Source organism: Shewanella sediminis HAW-EB3 (assembly GCF_000018025.1).
Lineage (GTDB): Bacteria > Pseudomonadota > Gammaproteobacteria > Enterobacterales > Shewanellaceae > Shewanella > Shewanella sediminis.
This window is the reverse complement of the sequence record NC_009831.1, coordinates 4,559,785-4,577,796: the sequence shown is the minus strand read 5'-3', so window position 1 is coordinate 4,577,796 and position 18,012 is coordinate 4,559,785. Positions and strand designations below refer to the sequence as shown.

Below are 18,012 nucleotides of genomic sequence, written 5' to 3'. Positions count from 1 at the left end.
ACCATCTTAACCCAATACGTTTTTAAGCACGCGTTGCCAGTTACCACCGAGCATGCGGTCTCTGTCGGTGGATTTGTAGCGCGCTTTGGCTAGTGCATCGTCGATGCGGCTCATGCGATCAATATCGTTGAGTTCGGGGATCACGACATGTGTGGGTTCGTGTTCAAATCCCAACACATTTTTAGCGGCTAAACTGTGCCACCAAGGTAAGTACTCTTTGATGCCTTCGGCATTATCATTGCCCAGCGCCAGTAAGTTCTCTTGGCCACGCAGTGGGAAGTCGTTGGCGATGGCGACACAATCTATGCCGCCGATACGGACGACGCGATCGAGTTGCTTTACATAATCTTTAATGGTCGGTAGGGGTTTATTGGTCAACCAAAAACTCATCATAAACACCCCGAATACGCCACCGCTGTCACCGATAGCACGGATGACTTCATCGGGTGAGCAACGGGCATTGTTGACGATAGAGCGAACGGCGCCGTGGCTGTGTACTATCGGACTGTTACTGGCTTTTACGGTGTCCAGCGCCGTCTGGGGGCTCGAATGGCTGACATCGATGAGCATGTTGCGCTGGTTAAGTGCGGCGATCAATTGGCGGCCATCTGCAGTTAACGGCTTATTTAAACCCTGTTGACCGTCATTATCTAATGCGCCGCCGGCAAAGCGATTGCCGTAGTGGTGCGTCAGTTGTAATACCCGTAAACCTTGCTGGTGAAATTGATCGAGATGTTGCCATGAGTTGGCATCGCTATCGGCTTCAACACAATCGGCGCCTTGGATCTGAAAATAGACGGCAGTGCGCTCTTGCTCGACTGCCAGTGCGATGTCCTGGCCTGTCAGCCCCGGCATTAATATGTTGGGGTTGGCGCTAACGATTTGGTTCGCTTCTTTAATGCTTTTCATACAGGCGTCATAGGTACGCTTGTAATTCATGGTGCCGTCGGCTTGTTCTATGGTTTCAATGGCTGAAATATCGCAAAGGTAGGCATCGAGTTTGGAGGCACGGATATCGGCTAGATTTTCAGGAAGAAAGGAGAGGCCATCGATATAAAGGCGTTTTTTGGCCGCGGCAAATGCAGGCGAAATCCCCAGCGGGCTTAATAATGAGGCGGCCGCTAACCCTTTAAGTATTCTTCGACGGGTTGGATTGCAAGCATTGTTGGTCATGGTGTTTCCCTTAGTACTTGCAATCAATAATTAAGCTTGATTAGCGATTGGCGAAAAAATAATGTTTATCATCAATTAGTTCATGGTACAGCCATGCTTGGCTTTCGCAACCTTTTACTTGGGTATTTGACGGGTTAAATTGTTCATCGACCGCAGGCACTGTTTACCCAGCAAACATGATTTGGCGGTCTTTCTCTTGCCTGTAGTTGGTGTTTTTTATCTGACAGCAAATGGTAAGCATAAGGTAAATATGGCCAGCCTCAATTAAAGGCAAAAGGGCAACACCCATAGCCCATCGAAGTCACGGTTGGCGAGTGCCGCTTGAATGGGGAATTTAGTTTAGCTGTTCTTAAATTACATGCTATAAAGAGCTGATGGATAAGCTGAAACAGATGGATTTAAAACATATGAAAACATGGATTAGTTATCTCTTACTCTTTGTCGCGTTGCAGATTAGCGGCTGTTCAACAAAGAGCGTGCTCGAAACTGGTGTCACGCTAGGAACAGAAACTATCGAAGCAAGCCAGCGAAGAAATGAAAGAAGCAATCGGGATTCTGGTGATGTAGAAATCCGTACTGAAGATATGATTAATGGCGCGATAAAAACTGTTCTAAAAGAATAATGCACATGTCGTTCAGGTGAGCTCTGAAAGTTTGCTTTGTCTCCCGCTTATTACCAATTCACCATTTTCCTTTTATGGCTGTCCTGTCTTTTCCATACCATTACAACAGTAAATCCTAATTTATGCTTAAGCTTGTGGTAGGATCCTCGCCGGAAATTTAACTAAGCAATGAAATGGGTAATGTCGCGATGAGTAGAAAAATTGAATTATTGGCACCGGGTGGGGATGTCGATGCGATCAAAGCCGCGATTGTTGCCGGTGCAAACGCCGTCTACTGTGGCCTGGATACATTCAATGCCCGTAACCGGGCGACTAACCTCTCTTTCGATGACTTGATGGGGGTCATTGAGCTCGCACACCAATACCAGTGTGAAGTCTTCCTCACTATGAATATCGTGATCCTGGAGCACGAGATCACAGGCTTAGTTAAGCTGCTCAATCAAATCGTTAATATCGGCATCGATGGCATAATTGTGCAGGATCTGGGGATATTTAATCTGGTCAAGAAGCATTTCCCCACTCTGGCCGTGCACGCATCGACCCAGCTCACCACCCATAACCCTGGGCAAATACGCTTTCTGGCCAAGGTTGGCGCCACCCGAGCCAACCTGTCGCGGGAGTTAAACCTCGGTGAGATTAAGAGTCTCACCACACTCGCCCATGAGCATGATGTGCTTACCGAGGTCTTTGTCCATGGCGCGCTGTGTATCGCCTTCTCGGGCCAGTGTTATTCGAGCTCGGTCAGTGTCGGCAACTCCGGCAACCGTGGTCGATGCAGCCAAGCCTGCCGCGATGAATATGAGATCACCAATGCGGGCAACAAGTTCCCATTGAACCTGAAAGATAACTCGGCCTATTTCGACCTGCCGGAACTGGTCGACGCCGGCGTCGACTCGCTGAAGATCGAGGGGCGCATCAAAGGCGCGCAATATGTCCACACCGTGGTGGATAGCTGGCGCCAGCAGATAGATAAATTTGTCGAAACGGGCCAGTTGTTATCCGATAACACCAACCTTTATAAGGTATTTAACCGTGATTTCACCAACTCCTTCTTGAAGGGCGATCTCACCAAGAATATGTTTATCGATAACCCCCGTGATAACAGCTTTCAGCATGCCAACGATAAACATAACGCCATCTCTGTGGTGCAGATCCAGGCCGTGCAAAAAGACCTTTCTGAAGAGAAAAATGCCATCGGCGCGCGTGTGGTCGAAAAAATTCAGCACTTAAGCATCGCCAAGCAAGCATTGACTATCCGCTTTAGCGGACAAGCCGGCAAGCCGCTAACGGTCGATGTCACCGCTGGCAAGCATGAGTTTTGCGTACAATCTGAGATGCCGCTTATCGCATCCGAGCAAGCGGCGGTCGATCAAAGCGCCATCGAAAAGCGCTTCAAGAGCCTGCAACAGGGCAAATACGCCCTGCAAGCATTCGACTTCAGCGGTCTCGATACCGGCCTCAACATGCCGTTTAAGGAGCTGACCCGAATTAAAAAGCAGGTCGCCTTCCTGTTGAATGATTCGGTCAAAGTGATCCCGCCAGTCACCCTGCCTAAGCTGACAAAACATAGCAAGCTGACCGACACGCCCACGCTATCGCTATTGATAAGCGACGAGAAAGACCTGCACCTTTGTGATGTCACCGACGCCGATATCTACTTTAAACTACCGGAAAGCTTCAAGAAAAACTGCACTAAGTACATAGATATCTTGTTAAGAAATCCAAGGCTGATCCCCTGGTTTCCCGCCGTACTCATAGGCAAAGACTATCTCGAAGCGGTCAAAATTCTTGAGCGAGTCAAGCCTGCGCGAATCGTCACCAATAACACCGGGGTGGCATACAAGGCGTATGAGATGGACATCAGCTGGATAGCCGGGCCTTTCCTCAATACGACCAACTCCTATGCGCTATTAACCCTGCAGGAAGAGCTGAATTGTGCCGGGGCGTTTATCTCCAACGAGATCAACCAAAATCAGATCAGAAATATTGCGCGGCCGGAAAACTTTAAGTTGTTATACAGCATCTATCACCCCATCCTGATGATGACCAGCAGACAGTGTTTCTTCCAACAGACCGTCGGCTGCAACAAGCCCGCTATCGAAGATGGTTGTATGCTCAAGTGTGAAAAAGCCACCACCATCACCAATGTGAAGGGGATCTCTTTTGCCGTCGACAAGCAAAAAGGCGGTTATCCCAGCATCTATAACCATGAGCAGTTCTTGAATATGGATGTCATCGATGATTTCTCACACCTGTTCGATGAGTTCTTTATCGATCTGACCAATATTGGCTCGGGCTCCAAGGCGGAGCTGGATAAAGTCCAGTTAATCCATCACTTTGAAAACCTAATCAAGGGTGACGGTGAAGCTAAAGCGCAGCTCGATGCCATGGTGACAGTGTCGACCCATGCCCAGTACAGCCAAGGGCTGTGATATTGGCAGCAGTAAGACACCAATCGAATCGCCTTGGCAGAGATTGAATTTGGAGCAATGAGCAATGAGCCTAGAACTGTCGCTCATTGACCGCCAAATAAGACGATGTCCTGGTTATCCAGCCATAGAGGGCATGGCGTCATGGCTTTAGAAAATATCGGTTGCTCATAATGGCTATTCATCCAACGGCGCACATTTTTATGTGGCGACTGTAAATACCCGCGATGATTGACTCGGGAAAACTGGCGAACAAAGGGGAGCAGGGCGTAGTCAACCAAACTCGGTGTCATCCCCATCAAGAAAAGATGTTCGTCGAGGCGTTGTTCGAGGTGGGATATAAAGGGCTGGCATTGGTCAAGATAATGCTCCTGGGCGGTGTCATGGTAGCGAGCGGCCGCTTTATATTGCTCTAAGGCTGGCACGAACACGTTATCGTTTCGGTCAATTAATGCCAGCATGGCAGGCAATGCATCGACCTGAGAGCTTAACAACAAGTCGCTGGGATCATTTTGTGCCAGGGCCCAAAGCATGATATCCAGGCTTTCCTCAATCACAGTACCGTCATCGAACACCAGCAGCGGCACGCGGGCATGTTTAGAAACCGCCAGCATCTGTGGCGGGATATTCTTCAACACGATTTCACGCAATATGACCGTCTGCTTTGAAAGTAAGATGGCCAGTCTCGCCCGCATGGTATAGGGACATCGTCGCAATGAATACAGTATTGGTGGTGACATAAGCAACCCGATTGCAGCCCTTGTCCCTGTACTATAGCCGATCTTTTAAGGTGGATTTGCTCTTTTGTAGGAGTGGCTTTAGCCGCGAAGCTTGTCTGGAACCAAGCCACGCTTGGATTTGTGGCTAGCGGCATAAGGATCTCCAAACTTCGTTTGGAGATTAAGTCGTGGACGTTCCGTCCACACCCGACCAAGAGGGAGATCAACAGCAATAAATTGGGTTTGAGTAACCTCGCTCATTACATCCAAATGCAGCCGCAGATTACAATAATTCCCCATCGGAAACGTTAGCTATTTTCAAGAAAGACCGGAGGAAAACAATTTCGCCGGGGCGTCATAGGTACTTTGGTTTATGAAGAATCAAGGAGGATAAGGACGAGCAGTCCTCCTTGCCCTGGTGTGGAATGGAATTCCACGACGTTTGTCAGGCGGAGCCTGACTGAAGTCCGCGACCAGCATAATCCCAAATCCCGATTATTCGGGATCAATAATTATGAATTACACGACGATAATATCGTTGCTCAAAATTAAATGAGCTCATCTTCATGGTGCGGATCGCATCGACCCAGCCAATAATCATTGGTACCAGGGTCCAGCTAAACACCAGGTACAAACTGCCCATTCCGTATTGACCTAAATAGAACTTATGTACGCCTATGATGCCGAATAAAAAACCAAACCAAATAGCGAGTTTTTGATTTTTTATCTGAATGTTCGGGTCGACTCCCGCTAAAGCCTCTAACCCTTGCGCAGTATGACATTGTGGGCAGATAGCCAAACTCGGATCGATCTTTTGGCTGCACTCTGTACATTCAGAGCGCGGGCAATCACTATTTTTCATTGCAGACTCCAGTTGTCATACGTTAGTAATATTGCTGATTACTTATTATGTGTACAAGTGTGCGCTGAAATACAGGTGCACAGTTCACAAAAATAAAATAAACCAGAGCAAAAGGTCTAAACACGACATCAGTAAAGGCAGGGCTGAGACCTCCAAAGCCACTTACTAGCCACTCCACTGCCTCTATTCTGTCACTCCAGCAGTGCCTGACAGGGTTGCTATGATGGAAAGGTGAGCCCGTGAAGGTAGTGACGTTAATGAAGGTGGTGAAGCTTGTAGGGAAAATGAGAAAAAAAAATAAAAGCAGAACAGATGTATCTTTCTGTTGCTCTCGATAATTTTGATGAAACCTCGATACAGTTTCGACGCAGCTTCTATACCGTTATTAATAAGAGCCATCCAGCCCCAACCCACATTCAGCTGTTATTCTGATTTTGCATTAGCCCATGAATTAGCGATCGCTTAACTAACTGTTATCTATAGGAAGAATCAAGTAATATTAACAAAAAGCGATGGACAGATTATGTACTCTGCGGTATGTTTCCTGATGTAAAAATGAGCGCGTGAAAAATAAGCGTGATAAGCGTGTAAAAGAAAGCATAAAGAGCACAACAAGGATGACCCCCAACGCTTACATAGCTTTGGCGGAACTCACATCAGGAAGATGGCTAACGTTAAGATATCAATATTCAGGCTAAAGATGCTTCTCGCATAAGCTTTTGATATAAATCAATAAACTTCCAGATACCGGTTCCCATCCTCTATAAAAGGTTTATCTTAGAAAAGATATGGCGGATAGGTGAGTTCAAAAATCTTACTCTGAATCCACTTATTTTCGGTGTTGAATTTATTGCCTAAAAATCTAAAAGGAAAAAAGATGAGCACAAGACAAATTCATGTTTTTATCAGTCATGCATGGTCTCATTCTGGTCATTATGACACTTTGTCTGAATGGATTTTCAATGAAAACTGGAGTGTAGGTCAAGCTTCGTTAGACTTCAGAGATTTTTCGGTTCCAAAAGATAATCCTATTCATGATGCAGATGATGATGACCAGCTACAAGCTGCACTATTTAATCAAATTGCTCGCAGTCATATCATAGTTATACCTATGGGAATGTATGCAAATTATAGCAAGTGGATTAAAAAGGAAATTGATGGTGCTGGTTTATATAGTAAACCAATTTTAGCTGTAAACCCTTGGGGGCAGGAGAGGAGTTCAAGTGTCGTTGGTGATGCAGCAGATAAGAAAGTTGGCTGGAATAAAAAAACAGTGATCAATGGGATTTGGGAACTGTATAAATAATCGATTATCTGCTCCTTTTCTTTATCTGTGACCCTATTGTTCAGGTAAGACACAACTGGAAACCTTGATTGTGGATAATATAGCAATCAAGGTGTTCAGAATGATTAGACTAGAATACTTACTTAAGTTGATCCTGTTGCTATTAGTACGCTCCGATAATAAAAATATCACAAGGAAGCTAAGAAGTTAAAACTTGAAAGGTTGAGAAAACTGTATGGCTAATGTTGTATTTATTCATGGAATTGCAAATAAACCAGAAAAAAAGATATTGCATCAGCTGTGGTTAAATGCTTTAGCACTAAATGATGGTATCCATTTGGGAGCTGAAGGCATTGAATCTACGATGGTTTATTGGGCCGATGTCCTCTATGAGTCTCCAAAGAAAGAAATGGCTGAGCATGAAAATAATGACAGCGTTGTAGAACCTGAAGACTATATTGATATGTCTTGGCTGAATGAGCTTAAAGGTCAAGAATTAGATTGGGCTATCAAGTTACAGAAACAGTTAGGTTATAGCGTTGAGTCGCCGGATGGTACGGATGATTATTGCCCTTCGGGTGAAGTTATTGATGAGCTAGAAACACTAGACTTTGAACGAATTCCACTTCCTTGGTGGCTAAAACGCAGATTAATGAAAATCCTTTTAAAAGACGTCCATCATTATCTTTTTAATGTTGAGTATTCCCCTCGTACTGATGATACTTTTAGTGTTCAGGATGAGATTCGAAACCGATTTATTAAAGCTTTGGAGCAAGCTCGCAAAAAAGAAGGACCGTTGATTGTTGTAAGTCACAGTATGGGAACTGTTATTGCCTATGATTGCCTCACTCGAGATCCTCGGTGCCCAAAAATTGACTCGCTGATTACAATAGGTAGCCCTTTGGGTCTAGATGAAATTCAAGACAAGCTTCAACCTGAATGGACTCGGGAAAATGGTTTTCCTGGAACTATAATGGAAAATTGGTTTAACATTTACGACCGTTTAGATCCGGTAGCCAGTTTAGATCCCAACCTTTCTAACGATTATCAAAAACAAGGGGCTGAGGTTATTAAGGACATCAATGAGCAGAACTCTGGGGTTTGGCGACACAATATTTCCAAATATCTGATGGGGGCAGAATTTAGGGCTATATTGTCCAGCGAGCTCAAATTGGAAGAATGAGGTTTTAGATATGGAATGGGACCTAGCTGAATCAGAGTCTATATTAGTGGCTGCAATTGCCAGTAACAACTATGGAGAAGTCGAAACTCTATGTTGGACATTGATAGATTATGTAAAAACTCATAGTGAACCGTATGACATTAATAGTGCTTTGAAGATTGTAAGCTTGTTGCAGAGAAAAAATTATTTTGAGCTATCTAGTTTTGTGTCTAATTCACTAATTATTTCTGGTGTTGATTCATTTAAGCTAAAAAAACACTATGCACAAGCTTTGATCAATCAAGGGCAGCTTTCAGCTTCATTGGCATATTTATTTGAACTTCAACATAAGTTGCAAAATATAATAAAAGTACCTAAAAAACAATCATCATTGATAGATGAGCAATTTGAAATTAGAGAAGATTTTACAGAAGTCAGAGGGCTTATAGGACGAGTATATAAACAAATATATGTAGAGCTAAAAAGTGAATCATTACAAAGTGTAGAGGCATTAACTAAGGCACTAATGGCTTATCAAGAGCCTTATGTTGAAAATCCTGAATTTAATTATTGGCATGGAATTAATTATGTGGCTTTGTTAAAAAGAGCTGCTGCTGACCATATAAATTTTGAGGGTGTTGTTGATGCTGATAAAGAAGCAGAATCTATTGCTTTAAACATTCTTTCTTCTATGTGTTTGAAATGGAGTAAGGGTGAAGCAACAATGTGGGACAGTGCTACAGCATTGGAAGCATGTGTAGCACTTTCTAACTATGAAGAAGCTGCTAAGTGGTTAGAGCGATATTTAAGCGAACCTTTTGCTGATGCATTTGAATTAGGGAGTACGTTAAGGCAGTTTGAAGAAGTGTGGCAATTAAAGATTACTGAAGAACCTGGGGCTACTCTTTTACCTTTACTTCATGCTGAGTTATTGTTGCGAGAAGGTGGTGGATTTAATGTTAGCCCAGATAATTTAAATAGTTTAAATGTTGAGCAAGAAACAGATCTTCGACATGAGAAAGTATTTGGGACTGCGAGATATCATAGTTATAGCTTCCTGAAAAAAGCTGTTCAGCGTGCTCATAGTGTTGCGAGAATTGAGTTTGAACCAGGTAAAGGAATTGGAACTGGTTTTGTGGTAAAGGGGAAGGAATTGCATGCTTCTTTTGGTGATAAAACTGTTTTATTAACTAATTCACATGTAATTTCTAATAATATTAATTGCCGAAGTTCTATAGTTCCTGAGGATGCCATCGTCACTTTCGAATTAGATGACCATAAAGAGTACTCCCTAAAAAAGATACTTTGGAGTTCACCAATAGAGCATTTGGATGCTTCGATCATAGAGTTTGATGGTGATGCACCTGAGATAGTTTATGACTTCCCTATTCATTCTAGGCTTCCTTTAACTGATGGGAAACAGCGTGTCTATATAATTGGACATCCGTTGGGTGGTGGGATCTCATTTTCAATGCAAGACAATATATTATTAGATCATGAAGCCCCCCATATACATTATCGAGCACCAACAGAAGGTGGTAGCTCTGGAAGCCCCGTATTTAATGAACAGTGGAAGTTAATAGGGATTCATCATGCTGGTGGAGAGAAATTACAACGGCTCAATAATAAAAAAGGATTTTATCAAGCTAATGAAGGGATCTGGATTCAAACAATAATTAATAAATTAAATTCAGATTTTAATTGTTTAGCGATCGCTACTTCTGGTGTTGGTAAAATATTAAAGTCATGACGATAAAAGTGTTAATAAAAATTAATGAATCAATTATTCATTTTTATGATGTTTTGTGAACAACTATCTAGATTAGGTGAAAGTTTAAGTGTTTCTAGATGTATACTGTTTATAAATGATAAATGATAAATGATAAATGATAAATGATAAATGATAAATGATAAATGATAAATGATACATGATACATGATACATGCTACGTGAAATATAAGGAATTAAAGTGGCTGACGATATGGGAAAGAAAAAACAGATTGATAATTCTAATGCTTCCTTAGTATTCATTAGCCATGATGCTAGAGATGCTAAATTAGCCGAAGCTTTTAGTGGTCTACTAAAAAGTGTCAGTGCCGGGGTGTTGAAATCTTTCAGAACTTCAGATAGGAAAGGTAATCAGGGAATAGAGTATGGAGTTGAATGGTACCCTGAAATTATAAAAAATATTCAAAATGCATCAGATGTTGTTTGCTTACTTACAGAAAGAAGCGTCGATAGACCGTGGATTTTGTTTGAAGCTGGAATGGCCAAAGGAAAACTTGAAACCCCTATATTAGGTGTTGCATTGGGTATTTCATTAACTGATATTTCTTCAGGTCCATTTGCTCAATTTCAAAATTGTGGTGATGATGAAGAGTCTTTAACTAAACTAGTATTTCAGTTAGTCGATCGTATTCCTAACTCTGAACCTGATGAAGATACAATTAAATTTCAAGTGGGAAAGTTTAAAGAAGCTATTGCAAAAATTCTTAAAGAGGATAATAACAAATTATTAGATCTACCTAAGGTTGTGGATAAGAATAGCGATGCTTCTGCAAAGTTGTTTGAAGAAATTAAAGTGATGTTTAAAGATCTTCCTGCAAGAATTGGAGGGAATTTACAGCCTGAATCTAGAAAACGAAAAAATCGTAATTTCCATCCTATGATGATTGATGAACTTATGCACTCATCACAAAATGGAAAGGTAGGAATTTTGATAGGTCTGAGTATGTTACGCGATGGGATGCCTTGGTTGTATGATACAGGTGTCGATGTTTTACGTACTATCGACTCAGAAGTAGATATGAATGAAAAAAGGACTGTTTGTCATGAGTTTTTAGATTTGCTACATATGTCAACTAGGCATCCTATGATGCAAGAGCTTATCGATTATAAAGATGACTATATGCTTTTTGAAGAACTCCCCCGAATAATAAGCATGCAAATGGAAAAATATTTAGAGAAAAGAATGGATTCTCGAGCTTATTCTCTAAGTCCATGAGCTTACGATACGATAAGTGGGGTTAGCGTAAACTTTCCTCATTTCATCCAAATGCAGTCGCAGGTTACAAGATTCCCCGTTGGAAGTTGCCGAAGTACGCAGATGAAAATGCTATATAGCCATCATGGATGATGGCTAAGGCTCGGGGGGACATGGATGTTCCATCTGAGTCGTTAGGCGATTTTTATTGAAGTATGAGGCCCGTACTCAATGCATGTAACTTCGCCGGGGCGTTAGGGTACTTTGGTTTACAGAGAATCAAGGAGGGCGATGCAACTCTTTGACATCCATGTCACCGCTACATTTGTGAATCCATTCACGTCAGACGAGCAGTCCTCCTTGCTCTGGTGTGGAATTCCATTCCACGACTTTAATCCAAACGGAGTTTGGAAAAGCTTAAAGGCTGGATCCCGGCCTAAAAGAGCACCGGGATGGCGGGATAAAAGAATGGTCGATGATGTTCCATACATCATTCTACATATCCTCCGTGGAGGTCTACCCAACGGGTTCCAGACCAGTTTTGGCATTTCCTCTATCTCTGGAGGTTAGATACCTGCTAAAAGCATTACCGGAATGACAACTCCCTCATCGGGATGACAGCTAAAGGCATGAATCCCCGAAAAGAGACTGGACTGTCATATCTTTTCTTATCAAGTTCATCCCCATTATTTAGTGTTGTACTAGTATTAATGATGCCAATATTCAATGGAGGAATAGGCTATGACTAGGACTATTACTACTTTTATTTTATTTCTTGTAATTCAGCATGCGTATGCAGCTGAAGCTCCTGATGGAGCAAAAATTTTTAGAATTGAGGATGATTCATCATCAACTTGTATTGACCTAACAAATCATAAAATTTCGCTGCATTTAAGAAAAGCAATGGTAGAAAAAGATATAGGGTGGTTTTCACAAGATAAAGAAGTTGGTCTTATTATTAACACCACTGTCGAAGGAGAGACTGAAAATGGTACAAGAAAAGTTAAGTTCCCGCGAATGTTTAAAGCTACTGTTGAAGAGTATAATAAAGGCGTTGTATCCATTCCAATTGAGATTAAACTATTTCATAGGTTTCTGTTAACAAATGAAGACTCAATATTTGATAGTATGCAGATAGATTTTGTTACTTTGAAAAAGCATGAAAAAACTAAATTTGGTGCTGGGTTAGCCGCCCTTGCCAAACTCACAGAGAGCTTACCTACGCCACCAAATCCATTCTCAGATGGGTTTAAGTATTTTGTTGAATTTTCCAATGATGTTTTAGAGAACTCTTTAAATGAAAAAAATAATGTTGATGAAACCGTAAAAGAAGGTGGGATTTCATTGGCATTTTCTGAAACTAATATTTGTGGGGGTGATTTTGAGAAAACAGGAACCATCGCTGTTGTAAAAGGTTTTAGAGGAAAGGAAAAAGATGGTGTTGCAGATATAAATAAAGAATATTGTTGGAAAGCCAAAGGTCGTCCATCTTTTGAGTTGAAGTTTGCTCCTTTAAGTGTTGCTGGTTCTTGTAAAAACATACAGGAAGGTTCTTATAATATTTTAAGAAACCCATATTATGCTTTTGTTTTAAATGCTTATCCTAATAAACTACCAAAACGAGCACAGGTTCGCACTCAAAGGGTTGATATAATCGCATCTTTGAATAGAAAAGTATTAAGTGTTGACCGAAATGCATTAAATGTTGCGGTGGGTAGTGTATTTATTGGTGATTATGAATCTAAAGATACAGCATTATTTACTGAAAAGGTTTCGGGACAATTAAGAATGGCTAGCTATTCGAAATATGATGAGATATCAAATGTAGGTTCGTCTGAACAGACTATTCTATGGGATACAACTAGAGAAGATTCCGTAGCTTTTGAAATTGCTGAGTCAATAAGGCGTTGTGACTTCCATGGTATACCTCTTGAGGACTGCTTGTAGTTTTATTGTATGAGTAAGTGCAAAACAAAGAGGTGAAGAGCATTAGATTACAAATACACCAAATACCGCCGCAGGTTACAACATCTCCCCGTTGGAAGTTGCCGAAGTTTGGAGTTTAAAATTGCGTGAATCCCACATGGATGTGGGGTTAGCTTTCGGGGTGCAGGATGTACTATCGGAAGCGTTAGTAAATTTTAAATGAAATATGAGGCCCGTACTCAATGCATGTAACTTCGCCGGGGCGTTAGGGAGGATGCAAGGAGGGCGAGGACGAGCAGTCCTCCTTGCCCAGTGCAGGGTGGAACCCTGTGACCTATCTCCAAACGGAGTTTGGAAAGCCTAAAGGGCTGGTCGATGATGTTCCATACATCATTCGACATTTCCTCCATCCGTGGAGGTCAGATTCCGGCCCAAAAGCCTTGCCGGAATGACGGCAAGAATAGCTCCCGGCCTAAAATAACACCGTTAAAACTCTCCGTTAAAAGCCCTCTGTTAATAACCTTGAGTCACTGTTGTCGATTTGTAATTTTCGCTCAGATCATCTACCCTGTTGCTTCATTTTAAGGCAATTGCATCACGGTTTAATTAGCCTAGCTAAAGCTAGTAAATCCTAGCTAGTAAACCCTAATTATACTCAGTGCAAATAGCTACAGGAGAAACATGTCAGACCCTGATATATCACCTCAATTCAATGCAGAAATGGGCATTACTGATTATAAAAAAGTAATCCAAGATGCTGACAACTACTTTAATGAAAACTTTACCCACATTGCTATCGACGAGATAGTAAAGTTACGCGCTGATTTCTTTGATACTTTACTTCTCCATCTCTGGAAATGTGCCGATCTCGCTGACGAAGATATATCTCTCAATGCCGTAGGCGGTTATGGCCGTCAAACGCTACACCTGCACTCCGACATTGATATGTGTGTCTTATCTTCCCAAGAGCTTAGCCCTCATCAAGCCACCCAGATTGGCCAGTTTTTCACCCAACTATGGGATATTGGGCTGGAGCTCGGCCATAGCGTGCTAGCACTGAATGAAATTGATAATGCGTGTGAAGATATAACCATTGCGACCTCACTGTTTGAGATCCGCCATTTATCGGGACCAGAGTCTCATGCGAATCAGGTCTTAGACAGACTCTATGGTGATGACCTCTGGAGCAGTGAAGCCTTCTATAAAGCGAAATTCAGCGAGCAAGATGTACGTCATCAAAAGGCGCAGGGCAGTGCTTTTAGCCTGGAACCCAACCTAAAAAATAGCCCCGGTGGCATGCGCGATATCCAAACCTTGATCTGGGTAACCCGTAAGTATTTTGCTGCAGAGGATATGGCGGCCTTAAGGCGGTTCGGCTTCTTTACCGCCGACGAATATGCAGAACTGTTAGAGTCACAGCATTTTATCTGGCGTACGCGTTGGGCACTGCACGCAGCGGCGCAGCGTTCTGAGAACCGACTACTTATAGGTTTGCAAAGTGATGTCGCCAGGCTGATGGGCTTTGGAGACAACAGTCACCTCGCTATCGAAAAAATGATGCGTCAGTTATACCGTGCAATGAGGCGGATTAGCGAACTCAATCAAATGTTATTGCAGTATTTTAAAGATGAAATCCTGGTACAAACAGACAAGAAATCTATCCCGTTAAATCAACACTTCGAAATAAATGGTCGACAGATAAATGCTCGCCATGATGATGTATTTGTTGATCGCAAACAGCTTATCGCTCTGTTTATCCATATTGCAGAAAACGCGAATGATATTGATGGTATTTCGCCGCAGACGATTCGGTTAATACGTCAGGTCAGACGACGACTATTAGGTGATCTGCAAGATTTTCATAGCTGCCGTAAAGAGTTTATTTCGCTGTTTCGTCATCCTCAAGGCATGGGGCTGGCGCTATCATTAATGCACAAACATGGGATCTTAGCGTCATATCTTCCCCAGTGGCGTGAAATTGTGGGTCAGATGCAGTTCGACCTCTACCATGTTTATCCCGTTGATGAGCATACTCATAAGTTACTCAAAAACTTATATTCACTGAACGGCAAATCTGAAAACCCGTCTCTTGTACAGCCTAGCGCTGTTTACAAAGCGATAGAGAATAAAGAGGTATTGTTGTTAGCGGCCTTGTTCCATGATTTAGGCAAGGGACGCGGTGGCGACCACAGTGAATTGGGGGCGGTCGATGCGCTGCAATTTGCTAAATTTCATGAGCTAAAACCTTCGCAAGCTAAGGTGATAGCCTGGTTAGTTAAAAACCATCTATTGTTATCGTTATCCTGCCAACGATTAGATATATATGACCCTTCGGAAGTTAAAAACCTTGCTAAAGCGATAGGGACTAAAGCCAGACTCGATGCGCTGTATTGTTTAACGGTTGCCGACATTAAGGCGACAAATGATGATCTGTGGACTAACTGGAAGGCAACCTTGCTCCGGGATCTCTATTTGTCGATAAGTTTCGCGCTGCGTAATGGCTTAGAAAATGTTTTAGAGCAGCGAACTGTCGTCCGTGAACACAAAAATGAAGCACTAGAACTGATGGGGGCGAGTGAAACGCCTGATGTGATCAAACAGCTTTGGAAGCGCTTACCGCTCTCATTTTTCAGTAATGCTCAACCCAGTGAAATAGCCCGTTACTCTCATGCCATGACGCAACATCCCGCCGATCATGCACTTATTCTGCTGGATGAAAGCAGTACTAAAGGTAGCAGTGATCTATTCGTCTACATGAAGGATAAGCCCGGCCTGTTTGTGACACTATTTAATACCTTAGCTTCACTACAGATCTCAGTTCAGCAAGCGAATATATCTAAGACTAAAGATGGTTATGTGGTGGAGTCTTTAAAAATACTGGATTATGATCATCACCCAATAAGAACCGCTGGGCGACGTGACCGTATCAAGCAAAGGCTGAAACAAGTATTGTTTGAAAATAGAAAGGTGCCTAAACAACGCCGTAATAGCAACATTGGCTCATTCGTCAGTGAGCCTAAAGTCGAGTTCTTGCACTCTCGTAAAAAGGATAGAACGCTTATCAGCGTTACCGCACTCGATAATCCACAATTTATGAGTCACTTCTGTAACGGCTTCAGGCAGTTTGAACTCAATATTCACTCGGCAAAAATAACCACAGTTGGTGAACAGGTTGATAATGTATTTCTTGTCTCTGACAAAGAGGGCCAATCACTGGATGATGAGAGCAAACAAGCGCTAAAATCCTTCTTTGTCGATATCATTAAAGAAGAGGCGCCTGTTTAATTCATAAGTGGGCAGAGTAAACTTTCCCTATTTCATCCAAATACCACCGCAGGTTACGACAATTCCCCGTTGGAAGGCGGGTAATCACCTTTCGTGATTGTGCTTATGAGTGTATGAGCGAGAGCCAGGGGGGACAGGCTACTATGTAGGAGCGGCTTTCCTGAGTTCGAGGCCCTTCATGTAGGAGCGGCTTTAGCCGCGAAGCTCTGTCTTTGTAGGTTTAAAAAGCTGGTTGATGATGTTCCAAGGATCCCTCAGGGTCCGAGATAATTTCCCTATTTCATTCCAAATACCGCCGCAGGTTACAACAATTTTGACCATGCCACCGCTGCATTTGTGAATCTGACCTCCAAGGATGGAGTGAATGCCTTATTATGTAGGGAACATATAAGGCCATTCACGTCAGACGAGCAGTCCTCCTTGCCCTACTCTTTATTGCGAGAAGGGAATGGAATTCCACGACGCCTACTCTCTCAAAATAAGCAAACGGAGTTTGGAAAAGCTTAAAGGCTAGATCCCGGCCTAAAAGAACACCGGGATGACGGCATGAAAGAACAGATCCCGGCTAAGAGCATCGCCGGGATGAAGAAGTCGCTACTGGGATGACTATCTGAAATCCGCGACTCGCGTGTTTACTCGTGGTGTTCTTTTAACTTTTGGAATAATACGTCTTTCAAATTAGCGCGTTGTAATTTGAGCTGGTGCATATGCTCGTCATCGGTTGGACTGCCATCAATTTCCAGCTGACGAATATCGTAATCTAATAGGTGATACTGTTTGGATAATTTCTTGAAGGCTTCGTCTTTATAATTCAGATATACAATGTCTTGTTTAAATTCCGGGAAGTCGAAAATAAGCGCATGATTCTCATTTAACATAGGTAACCCCTGAATGGTGAACTGAAATTTATTATTTTTGAACTAATTTTGAAACTAAAGTCACTATAGCATCATGAAGTTTAAAAATAAGTGGGATCAGAGCAAAGTTTATCCAGTTAAACCGAACTAAGCCTAAAGCTACAATATTCCCCGTTGGAAGGCTAATAATCCCCTTTTATGATTGTGCTTATGAGCGAGAGGTAGAGGGGAATATGGTGTAGCCATACCCTTCATGCGCCATGATTGTCAATCTGGTTTTTACGCATAACTATTCACCTGGCAGGGGCCTTTGTCTACACCCACGCAATCCCACCCCTGTTAACATATCCTTAACTGAAACTTAATGTCCTTACTAATTGTGGTGGTTAATAATGCTACAGCCCAGATACCGTGCTGTATACCACTATATTAGCGGTTAATAAATGAGCTGGCTGTTATTTTGTTCTTTTTGTATAGTAACTTAGGCTTAACTACTTTTGCTGAATATATCAGAATAGGTGTAAAACTTGATCTTAAACCAGTAAGCTGTATACCTCTTTAGGGATATTTGAATGGTATGCCAGTGACCATCCTCACACAAGTGTTAAGTTAATGTTTACCAAAAGCTCTCCATTTTGTTATAGGTTGACTCGTCTTTAGGACGCTGTGCTTACAATAATAAATTACATAAAAAGTGAATAAAATTCA

The 18,012-nt window shown here is 42.4% G+C and carries 13 protein-coding genes; 8 read left to right on the top strand and 5 right to left on the bottom strand.

All coding sequences use genetic code 11. The features are described from left to right. Positions 1–6: 6 nt before the first annotated feature. Complete coding sequence (locus SSED_RS19635) at positions 7–1,173, bottom strand: membrane dipeptidase (protein ID WP_012144090.1); 1,167 nt, start codon at positions 1,171–1,173, stop codon at positions 7–9. A gap of 40 nt (positions 1,174–1,213) precedes the next feature. Then, positions 1,214–1,333, bottom strand: coding sequence for a SufE family protein (locus tag SSED_RS25190; protein ID WP_083758965.1), 120 nt, complete (start codon positions 1,331–1,333; stop codon positions 1,214–1,216). A 214-nt stretch (positions 1,334–1,547) separates the two neighbouring features. On the opposite strand from SSED_RS25190, the gene SSED_RS19630 reads away from it, so the two are divergent. Together SSED_RS19630 and SSED_RS19625 are read left to right on the top strand one after the other, a co-directional pair. Continuing rightward, a complete protein-coding gene (locus SSED_RS19630) occupies positions 1,548–1,796 on the top strand; it encodes a hypothetical protein (protein WP_012144089.1) in 249 nt (82 codons plus the stop codon). 188 nt (positions 1,797–1,984) lie between these two features. Then, the gene (locus SSED_RS19625; RefSeq protein ID WP_012144088.1) at positions 1,985–4,228 is read left to right on the top strand and encodes a peptidase U32 family protein; all 2,244 of its coding nucleotides are present in this window, start codon (positions 1,985–1,987) and stop codon (positions 4,226–4,228) included. Positions 4,229–4,311: 83 nt separating this feature from the next. Here the strand turns inward: SSED_RS19625 and SSED_RS19620 are convergent, their stop codons facing one another. Further along, positions 4,312–4,965, bottom strand: coding sequence for a glutathione S-transferase (locus SSED_RS19620; RefSeq protein ID WP_012144087.1), 654 nt, complete (start codon positions 4,963–4,965; stop codon positions 4,312–4,314). A 484-nt stretch (positions 4,966–5,449) separates the two neighbouring features. Further along, entirely contained in the window at positions 5,450–5,806 is a 357-nt protein-coding gene (locus SSED_RS19615; protein WP_041421818.1) for a TM2 domain-containing protein, read from the bottom strand. 877 nt (positions 5,807–6,683) lie between these two features. Here SSED_RS19615 and SSED_RS19610 point away from each other — a divergent pair. The 6 genes from SSED_RS19610 (at position 6,684) to glnD (ending at position 16,447) form a co-directional block, all read left to right on the top strand. After that, on the top strand, positions 6,684–7,112 hold the full coding sequence (locus SSED_RS19610) for a TIR domain-containing protein (RefSeq protein ID WP_012144085.1): 429 nt from the start codon (positions 6,684–6,686) through the stop codon (positions 7,110–7,112). Between the two features lie 214 nt (positions 7,113–7,326). After that, entirely contained in the window at positions 7,327–8,274 is a 948-nt protein-coding gene (locus tag SSED_RS19605) for an esterase/lipase family protein (protein ID WP_012144084.1), read from the top strand. Positions 8,275–8,284: 10 nt separating this feature from the next. Continuing rightward, positions 8,285–10,003 carry a serine protease gene (locus SSED_RS19600; protein WP_012144083.1) on the top strand — a complete coding sequence of 573 codons (1,719 nt, stop codon included), beginning with the start codon at positions 8,285–8,287 and terminating at the stop codon, positions 10,001–10,003. Between the two features lie 219 nt (positions 10,004–10,222). Then, a complete protein-coding gene (locus SSED_RS19595) occupies positions 10,223–11,257 on the top strand; it encodes a toll/interleukin-1 receptor domain-containing protein (RefSeq protein ID WP_012144082.1) in 1,035 nt (344 codons plus the stop codon). 720 nt (positions 11,258–11,977) lie between these two features. Continuing rightward, positions 11,978–13,183 (top strand): hypothetical protein, encoded by a 1,206-nt coding sequence (locus SSED_RS19585; RefSeq protein WP_012144081.1) that lies wholly within the window; start codon positions 11,978–11,980, stop codon positions 13,181–13,183. 660 nt (positions 13,184–13,843) lie between these two features. After that, positions 13,844–16,447, top strand: coding sequence for a [protein-PII] uridylyltransferase (glnD, locus tag SSED_RS19580; protein WP_012144080.1), 2,604 nt, complete (start codon positions 13,844–13,846; stop codon positions 16,445–16,447). A gap of 632 nt (positions 16,448–17,079) precedes the next feature. Here glnD and SSED_RS19575 read toward each other — a convergent pair. Then, positions 17,080–17,325 carry an HP1242/YdcH family protein gene (locus SSED_RS19575; RefSeq protein ID WP_012144079.1) on the bottom strand — a complete coding sequence of 82 codons (246 nt, stop codon included), beginning with the start codon at positions 17,323–17,325 and terminating at the stop codon, positions 17,080–17,082. Between the last annotated feature and the right edge of the window lie 687 nt (positions 17,326–18,012).